Annotated in this window: 21 protein-coding genes; 13 read left to right on the forward strand and 8 right to left on the reverse strand. The window is 62.5% G+C overall.

Features of this window, described 5'->3' with window-relative positions:
- The first annotated feature begins 1 nt into the window (after window position 1).
- Together FJ942_RS19995 and FJ942_RS20000 are read left to right on the forward strand one after the other, a co-directional pair.
- On the forward strand, window positions 2-793 hold the full coding sequence (locus FJ942_RS19995) for an ATP12 family chaperone protein (RefSeq protein ID WP_140561145.1): 792 nt from the start codon (window positions 2-4) through the stop codon (window positions 791-793).
- 172 nt (window positions 794-965) lie between these two features.
- A complete protein-coding gene (locus FJ942_RS20000; RefSeq protein ID WP_140525514.1) occupies window positions 966-2,855 on the forward strand; it encodes an MFS transporter in 1,890 nt (629 codons plus the stop codon).
- A 77-nt stretch (window positions 2,856-2,932) separates the two neighbouring features.
- Here the strand turns inward: FJ942_RS20000 and FJ942_RS20005 are convergent, their stop codons facing one another.
- Entirely contained in the window at window positions 2,933-3,127 is a 195-nt protein-coding gene (locus tag FJ942_RS20005; protein WP_140501298.1) for a DUF2735 domain-containing protein, read from the reverse strand.
- Between the two features lie 311 nt (window positions 3,128-3,438).
- Between FJ942_RS20005 and FJ942_RS20010 the strand changes: the two genes are divergently transcribed.
- The gene (locus FJ942_RS20010; protein ID WP_140501300.1) at window positions 3,439-4,479 is read left to right on the forward strand and encodes a glutamine synthetase beta-grasp domain-containing protein; all 1,041 of its coding nucleotides are present in this window, start codon (window positions 3,439-3,441) and stop codon (window positions 4,477-4,479) included.
- Between the two features lie 850 nt (window positions 4,480-5,329).
- On the opposite strand, the gene glnA is transcribed toward FJ942_RS20010, so the two are convergent.
- Together glnA and FJ942_RS20020 are read right to left on the reverse strand one after the other, a co-directional pair.
- Window positions 5,330-6,739: a type I glutamate--ammonia ligase gene (gene glnA, locus FJ942_RS20015; RefSeq protein WP_140527990.1), complete on the reverse strand. Its 1,410-nt coding sequence runs from the start codon at window positions 6,737-6,739 to the stop codon at window positions 5,330-5,332.
- 59 nt (window positions 6,740-6,798) lie between these two features.
- Complete coding sequence (locus tag FJ942_RS20020; RefSeq protein ID WP_006205430.1) at window positions 6,799-7,137, reverse strand: P-II family nitrogen regulator; 339 nt, start codon at window positions 7,135-7,137, stop codon at window positions 6,799-6,801.
- A 332-nt stretch (window positions 7,138-7,469) separates the two neighbouring features.
- On the opposite strand from FJ942_RS20020, the gene FJ942_RS20025 reads away from it, so the two are divergent.
- Window positions 7,470-8,999, forward strand: coding sequence for an NAD(P)H-hydrate dehydratase (locus FJ942_RS20025; protein WP_140898742.1), 1,530 nt, complete (start codon window positions 7,470-7,472; stop codon window positions 8,997-8,999).
- Window positions 9,000-9,017: 18 nt separating this feature from the next.
- On the opposite strand, the gene FJ942_RS20030 is transcribed toward FJ942_RS20025, so the two are convergent.
- On the reverse strand, window positions 9,018-10,550 hold the full coding sequence (locus tag FJ942_RS20030) for an acyl-CoA carboxylase subunit beta (protein WP_140898744.1): 1,533 nt from the start codon (window positions 10,548-10,550) through the stop codon (window positions 9,018-9,020).
- A gap of 399 nt (window positions 10,551-10,949) precedes the next feature.
- Here FJ942_RS20030 and FJ942_RS20035 point away from each other — a divergent pair, with 399 nt between their 5' ends.
- Entirely contained in the window at window positions 10,950-12,365 is a 1,416-nt protein-coding gene (locus FJ942_RS20035; RefSeq protein ID WP_140729124.1) for a DEAD/DEAH box helicase, read from the forward strand.
- A 106-nt stretch (window positions 12,366-12,471) separates the two neighbouring features.
- On the opposite strand, the gene FJ942_RS20040 is transcribed toward FJ942_RS20035, so the two are convergent.
- Together FJ942_RS20040 and FJ942_RS20045 are read right to left on the reverse strand one after the other, a co-directional pair.
- Window positions 12,472-13,446 carry an alpha/beta fold hydrolase gene (locus FJ942_RS20040; RefSeq protein ID WP_140898746.1) on the reverse strand — a complete coding sequence of 325 codons (975 nt, stop codon included), beginning with the start codon at window positions 13,444-13,446 and terminating at the stop codon, window positions 12,472-12,474.
- 93 nt (window positions 13,447-13,539) lie between these two features.
- Entirely contained in the window at window positions 13,540-14,361 is an 822-nt protein-coding gene (locus FJ942_RS20045) for an SDR family oxidoreductase (protein WP_140501312.1), read from the reverse strand.
- A gap of 230 nt (window positions 14,362-14,591) precedes the next feature.
- Between FJ942_RS20045 and FJ942_RS20050 the strand changes: the two genes are divergently transcribed.
- The 6 genes from FJ942_RS20050 (at window position 14,592) to FJ942_RS20075 (ending at window position 19,133) form a co-directional block, all read left to right on the forward strand.
- Complete coding sequence (locus tag FJ942_RS20050; RefSeq protein WP_140515437.1) at window positions 14,592-15,626, forward strand: cysteine synthase A; 1,035 nt, start codon at window positions 14,592-14,594, stop codon at window positions 15,624-15,626.
- Window positions 15,626-16,369 (forward strand): alanyl-tRNA editing protein, encoded by a 744-nt coding sequence (locus FJ942_RS20055; RefSeq protein WP_140898748.1) that lies wholly within the window; start codon window positions 15,626-15,628, stop codon window positions 16,367-16,369. The genes FJ942_RS20050 and FJ942_RS20055 overlap by 1 nt, the downstream gene beginning before the upstream one ends.
- 81 nt (window positions 16,370-16,450) lie before the next feature.
- On the forward strand, window positions 16,451-17,302 hold the full coding sequence (sseA, locus tag FJ942_RS20060) for a 3-mercaptopyruvate sulfurtransferase (protein ID WP_140898750.1): 852 nt from the start codon (window positions 16,451-16,453) through the stop codon (window positions 17,300-17,302).
- A 2-nt stretch (window positions 17,303-17,304) separates the two neighbouring features.
- Window positions 17,305-17,868 carry a GNAT family N-acetyltransferase gene (locus FJ942_RS20065; RefSeq protein ID WP_140501320.1) on the forward strand — a complete coding sequence of 188 codons (564 nt, stop codon included), beginning with the start codon at window positions 17,305-17,307 and terminating at the stop codon, window positions 17,866-17,868.
- Between the two features lie 96 nt (window positions 17,869-17,964).
- Window positions 17,965-18,522: an OmpA family protein gene (locus tag FJ942_RS20070; RefSeq protein WP_140501321.1), complete on the forward strand. Its 558-nt coding sequence runs from the start codon at window positions 17,965-17,967 to the stop codon at window positions 18,520-18,522.
- A 143-nt stretch (window positions 18,523-18,665) separates the two neighbouring features.
- Window positions 18,666-19,133, forward strand: coding sequence for a DUF1203 domain-containing protein (locus tag FJ942_RS20075; protein WP_140557270.1), 468 nt, complete (start codon window positions 18,666-18,668; stop codon window positions 19,131-19,133).
- A 377-nt stretch (window positions 19,134-19,510) separates the two neighbouring features.
- Here FJ942_RS20075 and ald read toward each other — a convergent pair whose 3' ends face one another.
- Window positions 19,511-20,626, reverse strand: coding sequence for an alanine dehydrogenase (ald, locus tag FJ942_RS20080; RefSeq protein WP_140501325.1), 1,116 nt, complete (start codon window positions 20,624-20,626; stop codon window positions 19,511-19,513).
- Between the two features lie 158 nt (window positions 20,627-20,784).
- Here ald and FJ942_RS20085 point away from each other — a divergent pair, with 158 nt between their 5' ends.
- Window positions 20,785-21,258, forward strand: coding sequence for an Lrp/AsnC family transcriptional regulator (locus FJ942_RS20085; RefSeq protein WP_140557269.1), 474 nt, complete (start codon window positions 20,785-20,787; stop codon window positions 21,256-21,258).
- 30 nt (window positions 21,259-21,288) lie between these two features.
- On the opposite strand, the gene FJ942_RS20090 is transcribed toward FJ942_RS20085, so the two are convergent.
- Entirely contained in the window at window positions 21,289-21,948 is a 660-nt protein-coding gene (locus tag FJ942_RS20090; RefSeq protein ID WP_140557267.1) for a 5-formyltetrahydrofolate cyclo-ligase, read from the reverse strand.
- 164 nt (window positions 21,949-22,112) lie between these two features.
- Here FJ942_RS20090 and FJ942_RS20095 point away from each other — a divergent pair, with 164 nt between their 5' ends.
- Entirely contained in the window at window positions 22,113-23,378 is a 1,266-nt protein-coding gene (locus FJ942_RS20095; RefSeq protein ID WP_140525508.1) for an NAD(P)/FAD-dependent oxidoreductase, read from the forward strand.
- The last annotated feature ends 34 nt before the right edge of the window (window positions 23,379-23,412 follow it).

Below are 23,412 nucleotides of genomic sequence, written 5' to 3' on the forward strand. Positions count from 1 at the left end.
CATGCGCGATATCCTCAGCGATCTCGAGGCGGGGAAACTGCTCTCCGACCCCGATCCGGTGCGCCGCGCCCAAATCCAGATGAAGAAGCCGCTGCCGAAACGTTTTTACAAGACCGTTTCGGTCGCGCCCGCCGATGGTGGCTTTGCCGTCCATCTCGACGGAAAGCCGGTGCGCACGCCGGGCAAGACGCTGCTGACGCTGCCGACCGAGAAGGCGGCATCGCTGGTTGCCGATGAATTCGCCGCCCAGGGCGAGACCATCGATCCGGTGTCGATGCCGGTGATGCGTCTCGTCAACACCGCGCTCGACGGCGTCGCCAGCGATCCGCAGGCGGTGCTGGAGGACATACTGCGCTTTGCCTCGTCGGATCTGCTCTGTTATCGCGCCGACGCACCACAAGGCTTGGTCGAGCGGCAGAACGAGCTGTGGGATCCTGTCCTCGATTGGGCGCAGGCAGCACTCGGCGCTCGCTTCAACCTTGCCGAGGGCATCATCCACGTCGAGCAACCGCGCGAAACCATTGCTGTGCTGGGTGCGCATCTTGCCCAGCGCGCCGAGCCGCTGCGCCTGGCAGCGATCCACGTCATGACCTCGCTGACCGGTTCGGCGCTGCTGGCGTTGGCCGTGGAGTTCGGCGAACTCGGCGGTGAGGCGGCCTGGACTGCCGGCCATGTCGACGAGGATTGGCAGATCGAGCATTGGGGACAGGATGCGGAAGCTGTCGCGCGCCGCTCCGCCCGCAAGCGCGACATGATGGCTGCCGTCGGTCTGATCGAGGCGCTCGAAGGCTGACCGGCCACCGCACCGCACCTAATACCAAAGTCATAATCCCAAAGTCATCTGCCGTTGGCAGGCGCTTTCTGTCATTTTTCCCGTGATTGCTGCCGCGAGTCTGCGTTCGGAAGAGAATGCGAACGCAAGGGCGCTGCATCGAGCACAAGGGTCTCACGGGAGGAGCATCTCAATGGCTATCGCATCGACCGCCAGCGGAAAGAGCCGCGGCATGACGCGAGAGGAGAAGAAGGTCATCTTCGCTTCTTCGCTCGGCACCGTTTTCGAGTGGTACGATTTTTATCTCTACGGGTCGCTGGCGGCTTTTATTGGTTCGACCTTTTTCAGCCCGACCATTCCGGAAGCGACGCGCAATATTTTCGCGCTGCTGGCTTTCGCCGCCGGCTTCCTCGTCCGTCCGTTCGGCGCTTTGCTGTTCGGCCGCATCGGCGACCTTGTCGGCCGCAAATATACCTTCCTCGTCACCATGACGATCATGGGCCTGTCGACCTTCCTGGTGGGCTTGCTGCCTGGTTATGCGAGCCTCGGCATCGCGGCTCCGGTGATCCTGATCATCCTGCGCATGCTCCAGGGCTTGGCACTGGGCGGCGAATATGGCGGCGCGGCCACCTATGTCGCCGAGCATGCGCCGGACGACCGGCGCGGCTACTATACGTCGTGGATCCAGACGACCGCCACACTCGGCCTGTTCCTGTCGCTGATCGTCATCCTGATCGTCCAGGGCTCCATGAGCAAGGAAACCTATGCCGCCTGGGGCTGGCGCGTTCCTTTCATCGTGTCGTTCCTGTTGCTCGGCATTTCCATCTGGATCCGGCTGTCGCTTTCCGAATCCCCCACCTTCCAGCGCATGAAGGAAGAGGGCAAGGGTTCCAAGGCACCGCTCTCGGAAGCCTTCGGCCAGTGGAAGAACGCCAAGATCGCGCTGCTGGCACTGCTCGGCCTTACGGCTGGCCAGGCCGTGGTCTGGTATAACGGCCAGTTCTACGCCCTGTTCTTCCTCCAGAACGTGTTGAAGCTGGACGCACAGTCGGTCAACATCATGATCGCCATCGCGCTTGCGCTGGGCTCCATCTTCTTCGTCGTGTTCGGCTGGCTCTCCGACAAGATCGGCCGCAAACCGATCATCATGGCCGGGCTCGCACTGGCGATCGTCTGCACCTTCCCGCTGTTCAAGGCATTGACCTGGGCCGCCAATCCGGCCCTTGCCGAGGCACAGCAGAGCACCCGCGCGACGGTGACCGCGGCACCCGGCGACTGCAGGTTCCAGTTCAATCCGGTGGGCACCGCCAAGTTCACGACGTCTTGCGACATCGCGACCTCGTTCCTGACCAAGAACTCGGTGCCCTATGACGTCGTTTCCACGGCGGCACCCGGTACGGCTGCTTCGGTCAAGATCGGCAATGAAACGGTGGCATCCTACGATGCTGTCGCCGCGGGCGACCAGGCCAAGGCCAAGGAGGCCGCCTTCGTCAAGGCCGTCAACATGTCGCTGCAGGACGGCGGATATCCGCTGAAGCGTGCTGCGATCAAGATACCGGACCAGAAGCTCGACGCGTTTGTCGCTGCCAATCCCGAACTGAAGCTCGACGCCGCCGCCATCCGCGCCGGCGAGAAGGCGACGGTTCCTACCGATCAGGCTATCAAGGACAAGCTTTTGACCGCCGACGAGGCTGCCGGTGCGCCTGAGGTCACCGTCTACAACATACCCGGCGGCGGTGCCTTCGCCATGTTCGCCGACCCTGCGGCCGTGAACTGGCCTATGACGATCGCCATCCTGTTCGTCCTCGTCCTGTTCGTGACCATGGTCTACGGTCCGATCGCGGCCATCCTGGTCGAGATGTTCCCGACCCGCATCCGCTACACCGGCATGTCGCTGCCCTACCATATCGGCAATGGCTGGTTCGGCGGGTTGCTGCCGGCGACGGTGTTCGCGCTCAGTGCCTACAGGGGCGACATCTATTATGGCCTCTGGTATCCCGTGATAATCGCGGCGATGTCGCTCGTCATCGGCATGATCTTCGTCAAGGATACGCTGGGCACGAACCTGGAGACCAAGCAGTAACGGGTCGGATCCACATGCATGAGAAAACCCGGCGCGAGCGATCGCGCCGGGTTTTCATATCGAGGCTGAAGATGCGTTCAGCTCTTCGGCTGCTGGTTTTCTTCCTCGACAGCGGCCTCGTGATACCAGCCATCGAAATCGGCATGCGTGTTACGCAGCGAGGCAAGCTCTGCCGCGAACTTGGCCTTCGCGCCTAAATTTGAGGCAGATACGCGGCCTGCAAGCGGGAACATCAGGATCTTTGCCGACGGACGGGCGAGGGTGACTTCCATTGGCGGTCTCCTTTCTTCTCCGAGGGTCAGTTGATTCAGCTTTTCCTCAAAATAGGTTCTGCGATTCATTTAGGCAATATGCTTATGAAAAGATCAGTTATTGCCTATTATTTGCGCAATCTATGCGTCTGATCGATCCCGGCGCATTGCTGGGGCGGTGCAGTGAATTCACGGGAATCTTACGACCATTTTGTCGCACCGGTCGATGCCAGAGTGGCATATGAATTGCTTTTTACCACTCGGCAGGTCGGCTTGCTCCGGCCATGCGTCGACACCGCGTGCGGTGGTCAAGCACAACGAGAGGCTCTAGAATGACCAAATACAAGCTCGAGTATATCTGGCTCGACGGATACACCCCGGCCCCCAATCTTCGCGGCAAGACCCAGATCAAGGATTATGCCGAGTTCCCGAAGCTCGACCAGCTGCCGCTGTGGGGCTTCGACGGCTCGTCCACCATGCAGGCCGAGGGCCGAAGCTCCGATTGCGTGTTGAAGCCGGTCGCGCTTTATCCCGATCCGGCCCGCACCAACGGCGTTCTCGTCATGTGCGAAGTCATGATGCCCGATGGCGTCACGCCGCACGTGTCCAACAGCCGCGCGACCATTCTCGACGACGAGGATGCCTGGTTCGGTTTCGAGCAGGAGTACTTCTTCTACAAGGATGGCCGTCCGCTCGGTTTCCCCGAGAGCGGTTATCCCGCCCCGCAGGGCCCGTACTACACCGGCGTCGGCTATTCGAACGTCGGCAGCATCGCGCGCCAGATCGTCGAAGAGCATCTCGACCTCTGCCTTGCCGCGGGTATCAACCATGAAGGCATCAACGCCGAAGTGGCCAAAGGCCAGTGGGAATTCCAGATTTTCGGCAAGGGCTCCAAGAAGGCCGCCGATCAGATGTGGATGGCCCGCTACCTGCTCCAGCGCCTCACCGAAAAGTACGGCATAGATATCGAGTTCCACTGCAAGCCGCTCGGCGACACCGATTGGAACGGCTCGGGCATGCATTGCAACTTCTCGACCAAATATATGCGCGAAGTCGGCGGCAAGGGTTATTTCGAGGCCCTGATGGCGCAGTTCGAAAAGAACCTGATGGACCATATCGCCGTGTACGGCCCGGACAACGACAAGCGTCTGACCGGCAAGCACGAGACGGCGCCCTGGAACAAGTTCAGCTATGGTATCGCCGACCGCGGCGCCTCGATCCGCGTGCCGCATTCGTTCGTCAAGAATGACTACAAGGGTTATCTGGAAGACCGCCGCCCGAACTCGCAGGGCGACCCCTACCAGATCGCTTCCCAGGTCCTGAAGACGATCTCGCAGGTTTCGACCGGCGCATCGGTTTCGGCCGCTGCTTGATATTTCACGTCGGGCCTCAAGATCCCGACAACCATGACGCGAGCCCCGGCGGGAGTTGCCGGGGCTTTTTCGTGTGACGATGGCGGGCACTATCGCATGCCGCTGTTTCCGTTCTCCGCTCCTCGTCTTCCTGGCTCCTGGCCTGGCAAAGCAAATTCCCCCAAAAAAAGTCAGGTTAAAAAGGGCGGCTCAAACCAATCCCGACAAGGCGGCTTTGGGCTGACGAAAGCATACCTTGGCGCCGGGCCGCAGGCTTCGAAATCCTCGAAAAAGCCCGGAAATCCGGCCATTCCGGCAAGAATGCCTGTCGACCGACCCTTTCATAAGCCCCTGTTCATACACCAAAATCGACCGTCTCGACGCCCGGCAGGCGACATTGACAGGCTGCGGCGCAACATGCGTATTCGCAGGCATTGGGGGATACGCCAAGCGGTGCTGTTCGAACGGGGCGGGGTTTCTTGAACGACAGCATTGGCGGGGGCGCCGGACGAGCGGGCATTGCAGCCTGAGGCAGTGTGCCGCTCGCTCCTGGCTTATCCCTTTACTTGCAAAAAGCGCATGCCGGATCGCCTGGCAGCCCAGCTTGGCTGGCTCAAGCCGGCCTGTGCCTCAGCGCAATCGGCACGTGTGACGTGACCAGCCGACGGAACCTCAGCAGCCGGTGCGCCTTTCCAGTCGCTGGATCGGGCAGCATCCGATCGAACGCGTCGGTGTCCGCGGATTTGGCTGAATGGAAGCCTCGATGTCTGCAAACAAAGGGGCCGGAAGAGGTTCATCTTCCGGCCCCGCATTTGCAGGCTGAATTGAAGCCGCTGGATCCGGGTCACGCCGGGTCCAGGGAGATCAAAAATCAGACCGAATAGTACATGTCGTATTCGACGGGATGCGGTGTCATTTCGAAGCGCATCACCTCGGCCATCTTCAACTCGATGTAGCTGTCGATCTGGTCGTCGTCGAAGACGCCGCCGGCCTTCAGGAATCCGCGGTCCTTGTCGAGGCTCTGGAGCGCTTCACGCAGCGAGCCGCAGACGGTCGGGATCTTCTTCAGCTCCTTCGGCGGCAAATCGTAGAGATCCTTGTCCATCGGCTGGCCGGGATGAATCTTGTTCTTGATCCCGTCGAGGCCGGCCATCAGCATGGCGGCAAAGGCGAGATAGGGGTTCGCGCCCGGATCGGGGAAGCGGACCTCGACGCGCTTCGACTTTGGCGACGAGCCGAACGGGATACGGCAGGACGCCGAGCGGTTGCGCGCCGAATAGGCGAGCAGCACCGGCGCCTCGTAGCCCGGCACCAGGCGCTTGTAGGAGTTGGTCAGGGGGTTGGTGAAGGCGTTGATGGCCTTGGCGTGCTTGATGATGCCGCCGATATAGAACAGGCAGCTTTCCGAGAGGCCGGCATACTCGTTGCCGGCGAAGGTCGGCTTGCCGCCTTTCCAGATCGACTGGTGGACATGCATACCCGAGCCGTTGTCGCCGAAGATCGGCTTCGGCATGAAGGTGGCGGTCTTGCCGTAGGCATTGGCGACCTGATGCACGACATATTTGTAGATCAGCATCTTGTCGGCGTTGCGGACCAGCGTGTCGAACTTGATGCCGAGTTCGTGCTGGGCCGCGGCCACCTCGTGGTGATGCTTCTCGACCCGCACGCCCATCTCGGCGAGCACGGTCAGCATCTCGGAGCGCATGTCTTGCGCCGAATCGATCGGCGGCACCGGGAAATAACCACCCTTGACGCGCGGACGGTGGCCGAGATTGCCGGTTTCGTAGTCGGTGTCGTCATTGGACGGCAGTTCGGTGGAATCGAGCCTGAAGCCGGTGTTGTAGGGATCGGCTTTGTACTTGACGTCATCGAAGACGAAGAACTCGGCTTCCGGGCCGACATAGATGGTGTCGCCGATCCCTTCCGACTTCATGTAGGCCTCCGCCTTCTTGGCCGTGCCGCGCGGGTCGCGGTTGTAGGATTCGCCCGAAACCGGATCGAGGATGTCGCATAGGATGACCATGGTCGACTGCGCGAAAAACGGATCCATGTGGACCGTTTCAGGATCGGGCATCAGCACCATGTCGGACTCGTTGATCGCCTTCCAGCCGGCGATCGAAGAACCATCGAACATCACGCCATCGGCGAACATGTCTTCCTCGACCTCGATGACATCCATCGTCACGTGCTGCAGCTTGCCCTTCGGGTCGGTGAAGCGCAGGTCAACGAACTTCACATCGTTGTCCTTGATCTGCTTCATGATGTCTTTGGCTGTCGTCATGTCATGTATCCCTGTGGTGACGTTTTTTAATGATGACGTTTCGGAAGATGGGCGAGGTGTCAGACGGCATCCATGCCGGTTTCGCCGGTGCGGATGCGCACAACTTCCTCGATGTTGGAGACGAAGATCTTGCCGTCGCCGATGCGCCCAGTCTGGGCCGCCTTGCGGATGGCTTCGATGGCGCCTTCGACCGCATCGTCGCCGAGCACGACCTCGATCTTCACCTTGGGCAGGAAGTCGACGACATATTCGGCGCCGCGATAAAGCTCGGTGTGGCCCTTCTGGCGTCCAAAACCCTTGGCCTCGGTCACGGTGATGCCTTGCAGTCCGGCCTCCTGAAGCGCTTCCTTCACTTCGTCCAGCTTGAATGGCTTGATGATCGCTTCGATCTTTTTCATGTAAAAAGTGGCCTCCACTGCCAAAAAAACGGGTTGTGAGCCCCGCTTGCGCCTCCATCAAGCACGAATTGTGCCAATTGGCGGGATTTCAAGCGGTGTCATTCGATTCCAGAACATGCCGCACGAAGATGCAAATTCGCATCGTTCACTGCATCCAGCGCGCGACGGATGGCTGCAGCCTACGCGGCGTCGGTGTTTATGTCTGCCCGATATTTAGGCGTATTGCTTATTTGGTGGGCATTGCTCAGCTTGGCTGGGACCGCGCCAACTCCTCTGCGTTTGCGTCGAGCCGAAAACTGGACAATGCTTTATCGAATGCGGATCGGCAATCCATGAGCAACGAACTTCTTTCTCCCGAGGAGATGAGCGAGGCGGATCGGTTGACGATTGCCGCCGGCGCAATCGACGGCATCGGCCTGATGCGCCGTGCAGGCGAAGCCGTCGCGGCCGAAATTTTCAGGCGCGATCCGGCGGCGAAGCGGGTCCATGTGCTTTGCGGTCCCGGCAACAATGGCGGCGATGGCTATGTCGCGGCCCGCTGCCTGGCAACCGCTGGTGTCGACACGGTGGTCTGGGCGACGGGCACGCCGAAGCCGGGCAGCGATGCCGCGCTTGCCGCCGGTGAATGCCCAGTGAAGCCTCGATCGCTGGCGAATTTCGCGGCCGAGGCCGGCGCTGTCGTCGTCGACGCCCTTTACGCCGCAGGACTGTCCAAACCGCTGTCCGGTGAAGCGGCGAGAACGGTTGGCATTGTGGCAAACCTGGCCTTGCCTGTCGTCGCGGTCGATCTGCCATCAGGCGTTTCCGGGGACAGCGGCCAAGTGCTCGGCCATGCTTTTCGGGCTGGGGTCACCGTCACCTTCGCACGCAAAAAACCTGGCCATCTCCTGCTGCCCGGGCGCGAAATGTGCGGGGAGATCGTGCTCGCCGATATCGGCATCACCGATGGTCTCATTGCGCGGATTCGGCCCCAGGCGTTCGAGAACTCGCCGGCGCTTTGGCTCAGCGCCTTTCCGATTCCGGGCGTCGATACGCACAAGTACAAGCGCGGCCATGTCGGCGTCTTTTCCGGCGGCCCGAGCGCCACTGGCGCGGCGCGGCTTGCGGCGCTTGCCGCGGCGCGAAGCGGGGCAGGGGCGGTCACCGTCCTGTCCCCGGCGAAAGCCATGCAGGTCAATGCCGCGCATCTGACCTCGATCATGCTGCGCAAAGCAAATGACAGCGCCGACATCGACGCCTTCATCGGCGAACGCCGGCCCTCCGCTTTTGTGCTGGGCCCTGGCTTCGGTGTCGGTGAAAGAACGCGGAATTTTGCTCTCACGCTGCTTGCCGCTGGCCAGCAGCGGAACGTTTCCGCCTCGGTCGATGGTCTGGTGTTCGACGCCGACGCGATCACCTCGTTTCGCGAGAAGCCGGATGTCCTGTTCGAAGCCTCGCGCCAGCCGAGCGCGCCGTCGCTGGTGATGACGCCGCATGAAGGCGAGTTCGCCAGGCTGTTTGCTGACATCGCGGGTGGCGCCGTTTCGTCCAAGTTGGGCAGGGCTCGTATGGCCGCCACCCGTGCCAATGCCGTGATCGTCTATAAGGGCGCCGACACCGTAATCGCTGCTCCCGATGGCAGGGCTGCGATAAACTCCAATGGTGCGCCGTGGTTGGCAACCGCCGGCTCGGGCGATGTGTTATCGGGCCTCGTGGCCGGCTTCCTGGCGCAAGGCATGCCGGCCTTCGAGGCGGCGTGCGCGGCGGTGTGGATCCATGCCGAGGCCGGCAGCCGGTTCGGGCCGGGGCTGATCGCCGAGGACTTGCCGCTGGCGCTGGTGCCTGTGCTGCGTGAACTGGTGGCGGCTCGCGGCGCGCGCTGACCGGCCGCGACATTCAGCTTACAGCGGAATGTTGTCGTGCTTTTTCCAGGGGTTCTGCATGTCCTTGTTGCGCAGCATCCGCAGTGCGCGGGCAATGCGGCGGCGGGTCGAATGCGGCATGATCACCTCGTCGACATAGCCGCGCTCGGCGGCGACGAAGGGCGACAGGAAGCGGTCTTCGTAAGCCTTTGTATGAGCTGCGATCTTTTCGGCGTCTCCGATGTCCTTGCGATAGATGATCTCGACCGCGCCCCTGGCGCCCATCACGGCGATCTGCGCAGTGGGCCAGGCATAGTTCATATCGCCACGCAGGTGTTTCGAAGCCATCACGTCATAGGCGCCGCCATAGGCCTTCCTGGTGATGACGGTGATCTTCGGCACGGTCGCCTCGGCATAGGCGAAGAGCAGTTTGGCGCCGTGCTTGATCAGCCCGCCATATTCCTGCGCCGTGCCCGGCAGGAAGCCCGGAACGTCGACGAAGGTGACGATCGGAATCGAAAAACAGTCGCAGAAGCGCACGAAGCGCGCCGCCTTGCGGCTGGCGTCAGAATCGAGCACGCCGGCCAGCACCATGGGCTGGTTGGCGACGAAGCCGACCGTGCGGCCTTCAATACGTCCGAAGCCGGTGACGATGTTCTTGGCGAAACTTTGCTGGATCTCGAAGAAATCACCCTCGTCGGCGACTTTCAGGATCAGCTCCTTGATATCGTAAGGCTTGTTGGCGTTGTCGGGGATCAGCCGGTCGAGCGACAGATCGTGATCGGTGACCGACTGGTAGCATTCAATCTCGGGAATCTCCGATGTGTTCGAGGCCGGCAGCAAATCGACCAGCCGGCGCATCTGCAGCAGTGCCTCGACGTCGTTGTCATAGGCGCCGTCGGCGATCGAGGATCTCGTCGTGTGAACGGAAGCGCCGCCGAGGCTCTCGGCGGTCACCGTCTCGTTGGTGACGGTCTTCACCACGTCCGGTCCAGTGACGAACATGTAGGAGGTGTCGCGCACCATGAAGATGAAGTCGGTCATGGCCGGCGAATAGACGTCGCCGCCCGCGCAAGGCCCCATGATCACGGAAATCTGCGGAATGACGCCCGACGCCAGCACATTGCGCTGAAAGATCTCGGCATAGCCGCCGAGTGCAGCCACGCCTTCCTGGATGCGGGCACCGCCGGCATCGTAGAGGCCTATGATCGGCGCGCGGTTGCGCAGCGCCATCTCCTGCACCTTGATGACCTTTTCCGCATGGGCTTCCGATAGCGAGCCGCCGAACACGGTGAAATCCTTGGCAAAGAGATAGACCGGGCGCCCGTTGACGGTTCCCCAGCCGGTGACGACACCGTCGCCGGCGATCTTGGTCTTTTCCATGCCGAAGTCGGTCGAACGGTGCTCGACATACATGTCGAACTCCTCGAACGAACTCTCGTCGAGAAACACCTCGATGCGCTCCCGCGCGGTGAGCTTGCCCTTCTTGTGCTGGGCATCGATACGGGCCTGACCGCCGCCCATCCGGGCGATCTCGCGACGACGCTCGAGTTCCTTCAGCACGTCCTTCATTGCTCGATCTCCTGCACGGGCTGCTTTGTGGTAATGATGCCTTCAGGCGAGTGCAAGCGCCGCTTTTTCGCAACGTTTTGTTGCGCTGCAACATGATGCCCTTGCATTTCAGAGCGAACTCAGCCATATGCACGGCATAGGCGCTTGGGCCGGACCGATCCGGCCTTCTCCTCGAATGAGACTGGTTGCGTCTGTTTTCCCTCTTTCCTGCTGATCGGCCCCGATTGGTTAGCAAGGTGGCGAAAAAGCCCCGTGGCATGATGCCTGCGGGCACGACAGCGCAGCCGCGCGGACGAACACGTCCGCCGCCTTGTCGTTCCATGACAATTGATTCGACGGCAGGTTGCGCCCTGCCGCCATTGATGTTTGCGGCCAGAGGCCGCGTGAAAGAAGAATATTTTGACCAACGAAAACACTTTGCCCGGCAACGACACCGGAGAACTCTCCGGTTTCGCAGCACTGGGAATCACGGGTGCGCTGCTCAAGGCCACCCATGCCGCCGGCTTCACCGATCCGAAGCCGATCCAGGCTCAGGCGATCCCGCCGCAGATGGAAGGCCGTGACATCTTCGGCATCGCCCAGACCGGCTCCGGCAAAACTGCGGCCTTCGCGCTGCCGATCCTGTCGAAGATCATTGCGCTCGGCACCAAGCGCCGGCCGAAGACGGCACGCGCGCTGATCCTGGCGCCGACTCGCGAACTCGCCGTGCAGATCGAGGACACCATCAAGATCCTCGCCAAGGGCGCGCATGTCTCGACGGCGCTCGTGCTGGGCGGCGTCTCGCGCTTCAGCCAGGTGAAGAAGGTTGCGCCCGGTGTCGACATCCTGATCGCCACGCCCGGCCGGTTGACCGATCTGGTGCGCGAAGGCGACCTCATGCTTGCCGACACCAAATGGCTGGTGCTCGACGAGGGCGACCGCATGCTCGACATGGGCTTCATCAATGACGTCAAGCGCATCGCCAAGGCGACCGCGCCGGACCGTCAGACGGTGCTGTTCTCCGCGACTATGCCCAATGAAATCGCCGAACTGGCGAAAGGCCTGCTGAAGAACCCGATCCGTGTCGAAGTCGCGCCGCAAAGCACGGCGGCGGCCGAGATCGTGCAGAGCGTCGTCCTTGCCCGCACCAAGCAGAAGCGCCAAGTGCTGTCGACGATGCTCGCCGACGAGGCGATGAAATCCGTCATCATCTTTTCGCGCACCAAGCACGGTGCCGACAGGGTGACCAAGGATCTCGATCGCGACGGCTTCAAGGCCGCTGTCATCCACGGCAACAAGTCGCAGAATGCGCGGCAGAAGGCACTGAACGATTTCCGCGAGGGTTCGGTGCGCATTCTGGTCGCCACCGACATCGCCGCGCGCGGCATCGACGTGCCCGGCATCAGCCATGTCGTGAATTTCGACCTGCCCGATGAGGCGGAGAGCTACGTCCATCGCATCGGCCGCACCGGCCGCAACGGCCGGGACGGCATTGCGATTACGCTCTGCGATCCGTCCGAGAACAGCAAGCTGCGCCAGGTCGAGCGCATCATCCGCGCCAAGCTGCCCATTGCCGCCGACCATCTCGGCAGTCCCGATCCGCAACGCAACCCGGCTGAGAAGAACGAGCGCTACGAGCCTGCCAATGACCGCAACGAGCGCAATGGCCGTCGCGACGGCAGGCGGCCGGGCGGCCAGAACAACGGCTCCGGCAAGAAGCGCTTCGGTGACAAGCCGGCCTTCGCCGGCGACCGCAAACCGGAAGGCGCCAAGCCCTTCAAGGGCAACAATAAACGCCGCTTCGGCGGCAAGCGTCCTGCGGCGCGGGCTGCGTAGGCAGGCCGCTTCGCACTGGCCGGGCAGTGCCCGGCTGGACCAACCAGCCACAAGAAAGGGCGACCGCGACGATCCTGCGGTCGCCCTTTCTGTCTGGAAAATCTGGCTATTTCACCACCGCCTCGATCCAGACGGCAATTCTTTGTGCGAGGAAGGTCGTGGTCGACGGCGACAGGGCGTCGCCGGCGATGACGTGGTTGTCGGGGTCGCCGGTGTCGTCGACCGGAACCAGCTCGTGCGGCGCGCCCCAACGCCCGGCGATTTCACGCGTGCGGTCAGGCCGCACCACGCTGTCCGAATCCGAAAGGATGAAGAGGGCAGGGACCTTCGCTTTCTCCACCGGCGCGCCATAGGCAAGTTCCGTCAGCGCCTGCATTGGCAGCGTCGCGGCAAGGGGATAGCTGGTGGTCCAGAATTTCTCGTGCAGTGCGTTGCGCGGCATGAAGCTGCGCTCCTTGCCGGCGACGAGTTCGGCGATTTGTTTGCCCCATCGCATGGTCAGGATCCCGGCGCCGGACGCCTTGACGCCGAAATTCGGCGAGATGAACGCGATCGCCGCCACGCCGTCCGAAGCACCCGGTTGTGTTGCCGCCCAGGCCGCCAGCGAGCCGCCGGTCGAGGTGGAGATGACGATCACCTTGTCGCCGATGGCCCGGCCGATCGCGAGCGCCTCCTCATAGTCGTTGATCCAGGCATTGAGGCTGCCTTGCGCCATGGCCGCGCCATCCTGCCCGTGGCCGGTGAGGCGGGTGAAGAACAGATTGGCGTCGAGTTGGTCGGCAACCTCGTCGGGCAGCGGGCGGAGCTCGCCCTTCGACGCCGAAAAGCCGTGGATATAGACGATGGACAGCCGTGTCCTGGCATGCACCATCGGATTGGCCCAGATGATCTCTTTCTCCAGCCCGTCACGGATGCCGGATATCGCCGCTTCCGTCCTTGCCACGTAGGCCTGCGGATCGTCGCCGATTGCGGACGGATCGAAGCGGATCCTGGTGTCGACGGGAACCCGCGGGCCGAGCACGAAGGCCAGTGCGAGGATGGCGACTAACCCCAGCACAGCAAGCACGATTCGTCGCCCCATCGCAGACTCCAAACGCAACAACAACAAACCTACGGCGGTGGCGGGGAACAGGCAACGACCGGCCCAGCGATGAAGCCGCCGATCCGCTGGCGTCTATTCGCTCGGCGGCTTGCGGTCGTAATTCAGCGGCCGTGCCTTCCAGCTCGTCATGAGGCTGATCACGCCTCGGTACACCGGTCTCGGCAACAGGCTGAGCAGCTTCAGGGGCCAGCTCGTCCGGCGCGGGAATGTGACCTCGAAGCCGCCGGATTTGATACCCCGCACCATGCGCCGCGTCGCTCGGCTGACCGGCATCAGCCCCGGCATGGGCAGCATGTTCTTCTCGGTCAGCGGTGTGTCTATGAAGCCCGGATTCATGACCTGGACGCGCACGTTCATCTTGTCGAAATCGTATTTCAGCGATTCGGCCAGGATGTTGATCGCCGCTTTGGTGCCGCCATAAGCGGCCGTCGTCGGCCAGCCGAAATAAGCGGTGACCGAGCCGACCAGCACGATATGGCCGCGCGCCCGCACCCGCATGCGTTCGACGACCGGCACCAGCCCGTTGATGATGCCGAAATAGTTGACCTCGAAAGACCGGCGAAAATCGCTGACGACGAGAGCCTCGCCAGGCGTGGAAATGTAATTGCCCGCGTTTAAGACGGCGAGCACGATGGGGCCAAGCTCGTTTTCGATCGCAGCGACGGTTCTCGCCATGCGCGGCTCGTCGGTCACATCGCAGGGAAAAGCCTTCACCTTGCCTGGCATCTGCGCGGTCTCGACAATGAGCGTGTCGATCGGATCGCCATCGGGTGCGGTTACGGCCACCGCATAGCCCTGGGACGCAAGATCCCTGGCCAGCGAACGGCCGATGCCGCTGCTGCCTCCCGTGACCCAGGCGACGCCATGCTTCGGGTCGGCCCGATAAAGTGTCATGCTGCGCCCCCGTCGAATTGTTCTTGGCTTTTGCTCTAACCGCGAAGAAATCGAATGAAAAGAGCGGTTTTCGATGCCGGTCCCAAATGAACCGCGCGGATACGCCCGGCACCAGGGAGAGGCCGGCGCAAATGCAGTGCAGAAAATGCGACTGGACCAGGCAAATTCTTGCCTTGAAACCGAAGCTTCGGGTTTCTAGGGTTTCGCCGCAGCTACACAAGGACTCCCGAATGCCCCGCTCCGTGATCGACGCTATCGGCAACACGCCATTGATCCGCCTCAACAGGGCTTCGGAAGAAACCGGCTGCGAGATCCTGGGCAAGGCCGAATTCATGAATCCAGGACAGTCGGTCAAGGACCGCGCCGGCCTGTTCATCATCCGCGATGCCGAAGAGCGTGGGCTGCTCAGGCCGGGCGGCGTCATTGTCGAGGGCACGGCCGGCAATACGGGCATCGGGCTGACGCTGGTCGCCAAGGCGCTCGGCTACCGCACCGTCATCGTCATTCCCGAGACACAAAGCCAGGAGAAGAAGGACACGATCAAGCTGCTCGGCGCCGAGTTGATCGAGGTTCCGGCCGTGCCGTACAAGAACCCCAACAACTACGTGAAATTATCGGGGCGGCTGGCTGAACAAATGGCGCGGTCGGAGCCGAACGGCGCTATCTGGGCCAACCAGTTCGACAATGTCGCCAACCGCGACGGGCACATCCGCACCACGGCGCAGGAGATCTGGAGCCAGACCGGCGGCAAGGTAGACGGCTTCGTCTCGGCGGTTGGCTCCGGCGGAACGCTGGCCGGCGTCGCTTTCGGACTGAAGGCGAAAAACAGGGACGTCAAGATTGCTCTCGCAGATCCGCTGGGCGCCGCTCTCTACAGTTTCTACACCAGCGGTGAGCTGAAGTCGGAAGGCAGCTCGATCACCGAAGGCATCGGGCAGGGGCGCATCACCGCCAACCTCGATGGGTTCACGCCCGACTTTTCGTTCCAGATTCGTGATGAGGATGCGTTGCCGATCGTCTTCGACCTGGTCCAGGAGGAAGGCCTTTGCGTCGGCGGTTCGACCGGCATCAACATAGCGGGCGCGATCCGGCTGGCGCGTGAACTCGGCCCCGGCCATACCATCGTGACCATTCTTTGCGACTACGGCACACGCTACCAATCGAAACTGTTCAATCCCGAATTCCTGCGCGAAAAGAAGCTGCCGGTGCCCGGCTGGATGGAAGAGAAATCAGATATTTCCGTGCCGTTTGAAAAGGTCGTGTGATGGCGCACAAGACCGAAGCGCTGTTTCGCGACGACGCCTATCTCAGGACGGCCGATGCCGTGGTGGTCGCCGTCAACGAGCGCGGCGGCATCGTTCTGGACCGCACCATCTTCTATGCCACCTCGGGCGGGCAGCCGGGCGATAGCGGCTATCTCCAGCGCGCCGATGGCAGCCGCATCGTCCTGGCCGCTACCATCACCGGGGAAACAAAGGACGAGATCATCCACGCGCCGGCGCCGGAACAAGCCGCGCCTGCGGTCGGCGAGCGCCTGAAGCTCGCAATCGACTGGGAGCGACGTCATCTCTTGATGCGCATGCATGCCGCTTGCCATTTGCTCACCGTCGTCTGCCCGTTTCCGATCACCGGCGCGGCGGTTTCGGAAGATGACAGCCGTGTCGATTTCGACATTCCCGACGCCAGCTTCAGCAAGGAAGACGTGACGGCTGGCCTGATGGGCCTGGTGCGGGCCGATCATCCGATCTTTACCAGGCTGATCAGCGACGAGGAACTGGCCGCCAATCCGGGTCTGGTGAAGTCCAAGAATGTCCGTCCGCCGCTAGGTACCGGCAAAATCCGGCTGGTCTGCATCGGCGAGAATGCTTCGGTGGACAGTCAGCCCTGTGGTGGCACCCATGTCAAAAGCACCGGCGAGATCGGCGAAATCCATATCGGCAAGATCGAGAAGAAGGGGCGTGAAAACCGGCGCTTCCGCATCCGGTTTGGACCGATGCCCCAAACATGATCTCGAAAGCTACGATGTTTTCGGACAAGATCATGCGGCAAGGCAAGACAACGTCTGGTCAATGGCGGCAGGAGAACCACAATGGCTGAAGACAGTCCTTTCACCGTCGACGCGGACTGGTTGCAGGAGCGTTTGGGCCAGCCTGGCCTGACGATTGTCGATGCATCCTGGTATCTTCCGGCGCAAAACCGCGACGCGCGCGCCGAGTATGACGCTGGGCACATTCCGGGCGCCCGCTTCCTGGATCAGGACGCGGTCTCCGATCCGGACGCCGCGCTGCCGCATACGCTGCCGTCGCCGCAGCATTTCGCGCAGTATGTCGGCGCGATGGGCGTTTCGGCAGATGACACGATCATCGTCTATGACGGCCCGGGCTTTTTCTCGGCACCTCGGGCTTGGTGGATGTTCCGGGTGATGGGCGTCTTCCAGACCTATATCCTTGACGGCGGTTTCGATGGCTGGAAAGCGGCAGCTCGGCCGGTGACGGCCGAACCGACCAAAATCGCGCCAAGCGTGTTCCACGCCGATTTCGACGCCGGCCGGGTCGCCAGCCTTGCCGAGATGCGCCGCATCGTCGAAACCCGGGAAAGCCAGATTGCCGATGCACGCGGGGCAGGACGCTTCACCGGCGCGGAGCCGGAGCCGCGTGCGGGCGTCCGTTCCGGCCATATGCCGGGCGCGCGCAACTTGCCTTATTCGGCGCTGTCGGAAAACGGCGTGCTTCTGCCGAAGGAGCGGTTGCGCAAGGTGGTCGAGGACGCCGGCCTCGATCTGTCGAAGCCTATCGTCACTTCCTGCGGCTCCGGCGTTACGGCGGCGGTGATCACGCTTGCGTTGGAAACGCTTGGCCATACCGACAACAGGCTCTACGACGGCTCATGGACTGAATGGGGCGGTCTCTCCGACACACCAGTCGTGACAGGCAAGGAATGACGATGGAAAACGGCGAGCTGAAGGACATCGAAGTCACGGTGACGTTCCTCGAGATGCATGCGCCACCGGCCGTGTCGCCGCCCATGCCCTACAACCGCCAGGTCGCACTCCTGAAAACCAAGGACATTCCGCTGCATTTCTACCGGTACCTGATGGATCGGGTGGGGCGTAAATGGCACTGGGTCAATGTGCTGAGGCTGGATGACGACGAGCTTTCGGCCGGCATCCACCGCGAGGATCGCGACATCAGGGTGCTCTATCTCGATGGCGCGCCCGCCGGTTTTTTCGACCTCAAGCCGCATCTGCCGGAAGAAGTCGAGCTTGCCTATTTCGGCATGATGGAACACGCCACCGGGCAAGGCATCGGCCGCTGGTTCCTGGGATCGGCGATCGCCGCGGCTTGGTCGTATGGACCGAAGCGGGTGACGGTGCAGACCTGCACGCTCGACCATCCTGCTGCCTTGCCGCTCTACCAGAAGCTCGGCTTCGCGCCGGTGGCGCAGAAGAAGGAGACCGTTCACCCTCTGCCCTTCGCCGAGCGCTCGGCCAGCGTCATGCGGCCATAGCGACGCCCTCACAAAAGCTGAACCTCTCGTTCATCCGCGCTTCAGCCTGTCTCTGCCATCTTGCCCGCACATAATACGGGCCGAAGGAGAAAAGACATGCTGACCCGCCGTACCCTTGCCGCCGCGCTGATCGCGGCAATCGCAATGCCCGGTCTCGCCGCCGCGCAGGCGACAACGCCTTCGGCCGCAACCATCGAACGAAAGCTCGAGGCGGCACCCCGCGTGAAGCTGCGCCCGAACGAGCGCGTCACCATCCGTGAGTTCAAGCGCCGGCCGGACCTGCGCCGCATGGCCCGGTCGATCGATATCCAGTCGATCAATTTCGCTTTCGGCTCGGCCGCGATCTCCAGCTCGCAATACGACAAGATCGACACTATCGCCGATGCGTTGCAGCGTATCCTGCGCCGCAACCCCGGGGCGCGCGTCCTCATCGAGGGCCATACCGACGCCGTCGGCTCCTTCCAATCGAACCGGATCCTGTCGGAACAGCGCGCCGCCTCGCTGAAGCGCACGCTGGTGCGCGAGTTCGGCGTGCCGGCCTATGCTTTGGAGACGGTCGGTTATGGCGAGGAATTCCTGCTGGTGCAGACGCAGAACGAAAACTGGCGGAACCGGCGGGTCACCCTCCGTCGCTTTGACGACTTCATTCGCTGAGGGAGTTCCGACAATCCGGTGAAGTTCGCCTTGCCTTGGTCGGCTGGAACAAGCCGACCAAGGGCCAATGATTGTCAGGAATCGGGTGGGACGCGGGGGCTGATGCGCATAATTTCCGATCAATGACAGCGGAGATTTTCGCCATGACCATCCAGTTCAAAGCCTTGCCGACACAAGATGTACGAGCGCTTCAGCGCGGCGGGCCCGATGCCTATGGAAACACGCCCGAGCGTAAGGTCTCCGACGGCGACGGCATGCCATGCCGGCATTGCCTCAAGAACATCGCCGACGGAGACGACTATCTCATCCTGGCCTACCGGCCATTCCCCAAACTTCAGCCCTATGCCGAGACCGGACCGATCTTCCTTCACGCGCAGGAATGCGAGCGCGCCGCGGAATCTCAGGCACTTCCCGAAATTCTCGAAAGCCCGGACTATATCGTGCGCGGCTACGGCAGGGATGACCGCATCGTCTATGGCAGCGGTGGCGTCATTGCGACCGATGCGATCGCCGCGCGCGCCGAGGCTCTCTTGGAACGCGACGAGATTGCCTACGTGCATGTCCGCTCGGCGCGCAACAATTGCTTCCAGTGCCGGATCGAACGTGTCTGACGGGCGCATGTGGCGGTGCGATAGCGGAGCGCTGTCGTACTCCTGTCATACCATTGCGGTACACGGGTAGCCGTCGATCGATTTGTCGACCGCGGATGAACCGGCGGCAAATCTCGACATCGAGGAAGCGGGGCCTTGGCTCCGCTTTTTTGTTTGCCTGAACCTTCCACAGAAATTTTCTGCGCAAAGAAGCATATGGGCTTCGACTATTTGCCTGGAGGGCTCAGTTAAACTTGCAATTGGCGCCGAGACGCAGGTTGCGGCACCATGTTTTAAGTCCGAGCCGGGTGCAGGCCTGACAGCCGCCAATCCGGAAAGAAAAAACCCGCCGGGAATGACCGGCGGGCTGACGGGAGGCAGGTATCCTCTCAGGAGAATCAGGCCGCGAGAACCGCCTTCGGCTCGACCAGTTCGTAGCCGAGCGCTTCGGCGACCGCACGGTTGGTGATCTTGCCTCTGTGGACGTTGAGTCCATTGCGCAGATGATGGTCGTCGACCAGCGCCTTTAGCCCCTTATCGGCGAGCTGAAGGCCATAGTGCAGCGTCGCGTTGTTGAGTGCATGTGCTGAGGTGACCGGCACGGCGCCCGGCATGTTGGCGACGCAGTAGTGGATGACGCCGTCGACCTCGTAGGTCGGCTCGGCATGCGTGGTCGCGTGCGAGGTCTCGAAGCAGCCGCCCTGGTCGATGGCAACGTCGACCAGCACCGACCCCTTCTTCATGCCCGAAAGCATTTCGCGCGAGACCAGCTTCGGCGCCGCAGCACCCGGGATCAGCACGGCGCCGACAACGATGTCGGCGGAAAAGCACTCTTCTTCCAGAGCCTCCACGGTCGAGTAGCGGGTATGGACGCGGCCGGCAAAGAGGTCATCGAGCTGGCGCAGGCGCGGGATCGAGCGGTCGATGATGGTGACGTCGGCGCCCAGGCCAGCCGCCATCCTGGCTGCGTGCAGGCCGACGACGCCGCCGCCGAGCACGGTGACCTTGCCGGGCAGCACGCCGGGCACGCCGCCGAGCAGCACGCCGCGGCCGCCATTGGCCTTCTGCAGCGCCGTGGCGCCGGCCTGGATCGACAGGCGGCCGGCGACTTCCGACATCGGCGCCAGCAACGGCAGGCCGCCCCGGTCATCGGTCACCGTTTCATAGGCGATGGCGGTAACGCCCGAAGCGAGCAGGCCCTTGGTCTGTTCCGGATCCGGAGCGAGATGAAGATAGGTGTAGAGGATCTGGCCATCGCGCAGTTGGGCCCATTCGTTAGGCTGCGGCTCCTTGACCTTGACGATCATATCCGACTTGGCGAACACGTCGGCCGCCGTCTTGGCGATGGTGGCGCCGGCGGCGCGATAGGCGTTGTCGTCGGCGCCAATGCCAGCCCCGGCGCCGGTCTCGACCAGCACCTCATGTCCGTGGGCGACATATTCGCGGACCGAGCCGGGCGTAAGTCCGACGCGATATTCATGGTTCTTGATTTCCCGGGGGCAGCCGACGCGCATTTTCTTTTCTCCTGACACGGCCCTTCGGGGCTCGTTCCCTGTATTGACGTAGTCAACCACGAATCGTTGCGTAAGTGTTTGCGAATGCACTTGCAGGAGGGCTCGCTATTCGATAATTGTTGCGTAAAATGCATAGAAATTCGCAGGAATCACGAAGAATGCCGCTCGACAGGATTGATATCGCCATTCTGGAGACATTGCAGAAGGATGGCCGGATGCCGAACGCCGCCCTTGCCGAAAGGGTCGGCCTGTCCCAGTCGGCCTGTTCGCGCCGGCTCGACAATCTGGAGAAATCCGGAACCATCCGCGGCTATCATGCCCGGCTTTCCAATGCAGCACTTGGTCACCAGATGACGGCGATCGTGCACATATCGCTGTCGGGCCAGTTCGAGAAGACGCTGTCGGATTTCGAGGCTGCGATCAAGCGCTGCCCGAACGTGCTGTCCTGCCACCTGATGTCGGGCGAGTACGACTACATCCTCAGGATCGCGGCCAAGGACCTTGCCGACTACGAACGCATCCACAAGGAGTGGCTGTCGGCGATGCCGCATGTGACGAAGATCAATTCGTCTTTTGCCCTGCGCGAAATCATCGACCGGACGGCGATGGGCCTGAAGCCCGAAATGGCCTGAGCATTCTCAGCCTTCCACGCCTTCAGCCGTCTACGCCTTGGCAGCATCCGTCACGATCCGGTCCATCGGGATATCGTGCGGCTGCGGGTAGATGGTGGCGATTCGCTGCAATTCGTAGCCGACGCCGATGACCAGCGGCTTGAACGGCATCGCCGCCAGCGTTCGGTCGTAGAACCCGCCGCCATAGCCCAGGCGATAATTGCCGGAATCGATGCCGACGATCGGTGAGATGACGATGTCGGGCAAGACCGGTTCGCCCTCGGCCGGAATCGGAATGTTCCACACGCCCTTCTCCAGCCGGTCGCCCGGAACATAGGCCCGGAAGATCAGCGGCTGTGCCTTTTCGATGACGACGGGCAGCGCGGTGCGCCCGCCTCGTTCATTGATGGCGGCCATCCATGGCCGCAGGTCCGGCTCGCCGCGAAACGGCCAATAGAGGCTGACCATGCGGCCGGCGATATCGCCGATCGCCGCGTCGAGGGCTCCGGCGATGCTCTGCGACATCGCCGTTCGCGCATCGGCGGAAACCGCGAGACGCGCCGCGATCAGGCGTTCCCGTTCGGCCTTGCGCCATCGTCTGACGTCGGTCCAATCGGATATCGGCGCGTGAAACGCGGGATCGAGTTCGTGCATGAAGCATGGCGGCGAGGAATATTGCGCCGGACCCTGGTCGTCGTGATCGTTGGCCATGCTCACCTCATCGCTGTTTTCCATAACGCTATACCCGGCGGGGGGATGCGACATGTGCATTCACGACATGGAACGACGAGTCTCGGGCACGGCCTTCGTGTTGTTGCATTGCACAAAAGCTCCTACATCAAAGGCATGCGATATTGCTGGTCAGGGTGAATGCGATGGATCAAGCCAATCACCATGTCGTCGTCGTAGGGGCGGGGTTCGGCGGCCTCGAATTCACCCGCGCTCTCGCCGGTGCGCCCGTGCGCATCACCATGATCGACAAACGCAATCACCATCTTTTCCAGCCGCTGCTCTACCAGGTCGCAACGACAGCGCTGGCGACCTCGGAGGTCGCCTGGCCGATCCGCCACCTGCTGCGCAAGCGCAAGGACGTGACGACGCTGCTCGCCAATGTCACCGGCATCGACCGAGCCGGAAAACGCGTGCTGCTCGATGATGGCAGCACCGTCGCCTACGACACGCTGGTGCTCGCCACCGGCGCCCGACACGCCTATTTCGGCCACGACGAATGGGAGCCGTTCGCGCCAGGGCTGAAGACGCTGGAGGACGCCACCACCATTCGACGGCGCATTCTGCTCGCCTTCGAGCAGGCCGAGCGGGAAACCGATCCTGCCAGGCGCCAGGCGCTGCTGACGATTGCGATCGTCGGCGGTGGTCCGACCGGTGTCGAACTTGCCGGCACCATTGCCGAACTGGCGCACGACACACTGCGCGGCGAATTCCGCAACATCGACACGCGCGAGACGCGTGTGGTGCTGATCGAGGCTGGCGACCGCATACTGGCCAATTTTGCGCCGAAACTGTCCGATTATGCCGGAAAGGCGTTGAAGCGGCTCGGCGTGACGATCGAACTCGGCCGGGCGGTCACGCGCTGCGACGCCGAGGGCGTCGTCTTCGGCGACACGCATCTGCCGGCGAGGACCATATTGTGGGCGGCGGGCGTTGCCGCTTCGCCGGCAGCCGAATGGCTGGGCGCCGCCGCCGACCGGGCGGGAAGGGTGCTGGTTGAACCCGATCTCACCGTGCCGGGCAGCCCCGAGATTTTCGTCATCGGCGACGCCGCTCTCGTGCTGCGGCCCGATGGACGGCCCGTTCCCGGCGTGGCGCCTTCCGCCAAGCAGGAGGGCCGCCATGTTGCCGCGACCATCAAGGCCAGGCTTGCCGGCGATACGAGCGTACGGCCGTTCCACTACAAGCATGCCGGGGACCTGGCCACGATCGGCAAGCGCGCCGCGGCGATCGATTTCGGCTGGATCAGGCTGACCGGCTGGCCGGCCTGGTGGCTGTGGGGACTGGCGCACATCTATTTCCTGATCGGCTTCCGCAACCGGCTCGCGGTGTCGCTGAGCTGGCTATGGATCTACGTCACGGGCCAACGCAGCGCCCGCCTGATCACGCAGGGCGACGACGACAAGGGCTGATCTTCCGCGCTTGCGACCGTTCATCCGCGCGTCA

This window comes from Mesorhizobium sp. B2-4-2 (assembly GCF_006442845.1).
Classification (GTDB): domain Bacteria; phylum Pseudomonadota; class Alphaproteobacteria; order Rhizobiales; family Rhizobiaceae; genus Mesorhizobium.